At 72.1% G+C, this 3,011-nt stretch carries 3 protein-coding genes; all 3 read left to right on the top strand.

All coding sequences use genetic code 11. The features are described from left to right. Positions 1 to 1,084, top strand: a 1,084-nt coding sequence (locus AC1D01_RS27715) for a type II secretion system F family protein (RefSeq protein ID WP_477872129.1), incomplete at its 5' end; no start/stop codon positions are given. Beyond that, positions 1,081 to 2,772, top strand: a complete 1,692-nt coding sequence (locus AC1D01_RS27710; RefSeq protein WP_477872127.1) for a GspE/PulE family protein — start codon at positions 1,081 to 1,083, stop codon at positions 2,770 to 2,772. The genes AC1D01_RS27715 and AC1D01_RS27710, both read left to right, overlap by 4 nt. Beyond that, positions 2,759 to 3,011 (top strand): hypothetical protein (locus AC1D01_RS27705; protein ID WP_477872125.1); only part of this gene is annotated, 253 nt, incomplete at its 3' end. The genes AC1D01_RS27710 and AC1D01_RS27705, both read left to right, overlap by 14 nt.

The raw sequence follows: 3,011 nt of genomic DNA, 5'->3' as shown, positions 1-3,011 counted from the left end.
GGTGCTGGCGATCGAGACCGGGCTCGACACGGCGGCCGCGTCGGCCTCGGCCGCCGGGGCGCACTTCCCGCTGCTGCTGTTCAGCCAGGAACTGCTCGCGCTGCTGGACGCCGGGCTGAACCTGAACGAGGCGCTGGAGACGCTGCACGCCAAGGAACGCCAGCCGCCGGTGCGCGCGGTGCTGGCCGCGATGCTGCAGGGCCTGCGCGAAGGCAAGAACTTCTCCGACGTGCTGGCGCGCACGCCGCGCCACTTCCCCGAGGTCTACGTGGCCACGGTGCGCGCCGCCGAACGCACCGGCGACCTGCCGCGCGCGCTGTCGCGCTTCATCGCCTACCAGCTGCAGTTCGACACCATCCGCAAGAAACTCATCTCGGCCGCCATCTACCCGGTGATGCTGCTGGTGGTGGGCGGCTTCGTCACGCTGTTCCTGCTCGGCTACGTGGTGCCCAGGTTCAGCGCGGTGTACGAATCCTCCGGCCGGCCGCTGCCGTGGATGTCGGGCGTGCTGCTCGGCTTCGGCCAGGTCATCCACACGCACTGGCAGCTCGCGGCGGGCGCCTTCGTGGGGGCCGGCGCGCTGCTCGGCTGGGGCGTGAGCCGTGCGCGCGGCCGGGCCTGGCTGCTGGAGCAGGTGCTGCGGCTGCCGTGGTTCGCCGGCAAGGCCGAAGAGTTCCGCCTGGCGCGCTTCTACCGCGCGGTCGGGCTGCTGCTGGCGTCGGGCATCTCGCTGTCGCGTGCGATGGGCATGGTCGACGGCCTGCTCGGCGCGCGCCAGCAAGCGCGGCTGGCGCAGGCGCGGCTGGCGGTCGAACAGGGGCAGAGCCTGTCGGTGGCGCTGCTGGCGGCGAGCCTCGCGAGCCCGGTGGCCGAATCGCTGATCAAGGTCGGTGAACGGTCGGGCCAGCTGGCCGAGATGCTGGAGCGCACCGCGCGCTTCCAGGACGAGGACTTCGCGCGCTGGGTCGACTGGGCCTCGCGCCTGCTGGAGCCGATCCTGATGAGCGTGATCGGCATCGTGATCGGCACCGTCGTCGTGCTGATGTACATGCCGATCTTCGAACTGGCCGGGAGCCTGCAATGACCGGCCCGCAGCCGCCGCTGGTGCCCGAGGTCACACCCGCGCTGGTCGACGCCGCGCGCGCGCTGGCCGCGCGCGAGGAGCGCTCGCTGGTGCAGGCGCTGCAGCAGCTGGCCGGCTGGCCGCCCGAGCTGCTGATGGCGGCGCTGGGCGAGCGCTTCGGCTATCCGGTGCTCGGCATGCGCGAGCTGCATGCGATGCGCCCGCAGTTCGATCGCATCCCGTACGCCGACTGCCTGCAGCGCGGCGTGCTGCTGGCCACCGACGAAGCGCGGGTGCTGCACCTGGTGCTGAGCGACCCGTTCGACGGCGCCGCCGAGGACTGGGCGCTGCGCCGCCACGGCCTGAACGGCGCCGCGCCGCGCGTCGCGATCGCCCACCCCGACGACCTGCAGGCCTGCCTGGCGCAACAGGAGCGCCAGCTGCGTGCGATGGACGGCTTCCACGGCGGCGCCGGGGCGGCTGGCGACGAGGACGTGGCGGCGGTGATCACGCTGGCCAGCATCGGCGACGATGCGAGCCCGGTGGTCAAGCTCGTCAACTCGACGCTGTACGACGCGCTGAAGCTGCAGGCGAGCGACATCCACCTCGAATGCGATGCCGGCTGCCTGCACGTGCTGTGCCGCATCGACGGCGTGCTGGTGCCGCTGACCCAGGTGCAGGGCCAGGAGATGGCCGAGCAGGTGATCTCGCGCATCAAGGTGATGGCCGAGCTCGACATCGCCGAGCGCCGCATCCCGCAGGACGGGCGCTTCAAGGTGCGCGTCAACGACCGCGAGATCGACTTCCGCGTCTCGGTGATGCCCAACATCTTCGGCGAGGATGCGGTGCTGCGCCTGCTCGACCGCCAGTCGCTCACCGAGCAGGCCAAGTCGCTGCGGCTGGACAACCTGGGGCTCGATGCGCTGACGATGGCCGGCATCCGCCGCCTCGCGGCGCGGCCGCACGGCATGCTGCTGGTGACGGGGCCGACGGGGTCCGGCAAGACCACCACGCTGTACGCCGCGATCACCGAGATCCACACCGGCCGCGACAAGATCGTCACCATCGAGGACCCGGTGGAATACCGGCTGCCGCGCGTGCTGCAGATCCCGGTCAACGAGAAGAAGGGCCTGACCTTCGCGCGCGGGCTGCGCTCGATCCTGCGCCACGACCCGGACAAGATCATGGTCGGCGAGATCCGCGACGGCGAGACCGCGCAGATCGCGGTGCAGGCGGCGCTGACCGGCCACCTGGTCTTCACGACGGTGCATGCGAACAACGTGTTCGACGTGCTCGGGCGCTTCCTGCACATGGGCGTCGACGCCTACAGCTTCGCGGCGGCGCTGAACGGCATCGTCGCGCAGCGGCTGCTGCGCATCAACTGCCCGCATTGCGCGGTCGAGGTGCAGCCGGCACTGCACGAGATCGAGGCGGCCGGCCTGACGGCCGAGCAGGTGCAGGGCTGGACCTTCAAGGCCGGGCAGGGTTGCGGCCACTGCCGCGGCGCCGGCTACAAGGGCCGCAAGGCGGTCGCCGAGGTGCTGCTGCTGGACGACGGGCTGCGCGAGCTGATCGCCGGCAAGGCGCCCATCTCGGTGCTGAAGGAACGCGCCGCGCAGGCCGGGCTGCAGCCCTTGCAGCAGGCCGCGTGGCAGTGGGTCGCGCGCGGCGAGACCACGCTGGAGGAGGTGGCCCGTGTCGCCGGCTGAACGCACCCGCAGCAGCGCGACGCTGGTCGTCGCGATCGGCGCGTTGCGCGTCGAATGGGGCGTGGTGGCACGCGGCCGCTGGTTGCCCGACAGCGTGTCGGCGCTGTCGATCGCGCCGCTGGGCGCCGATGCGACGCTGGCGGGCGTGTGTGCCGCGCTGGAACGGGTGCAGGTCGAGACCGGCGCGGCGCGGCTGCGCGCCGTGGTCGCCGACAAGTGGCTGGCGGTCGCGTCGGTGC

The organism is Rhizobacter sp. P3_B12 (assembly GCF_056402895.1).
The sequence above is the reverse complement of the archived record's forward strand: the minus strand, read 5'-3'. Positions and strand labels throughout refer to the sequence as shown.

Excerpts from the sequence above, each read along its gene's own strand:
- AC1D01_RS27710 (WP_477872127.1), top strand. The coding sequence starts at position 1,081 with ATGACCGGCCCGCAGCCGCCGCTGGTGCCCGAGGTCACACCCGCGCTG.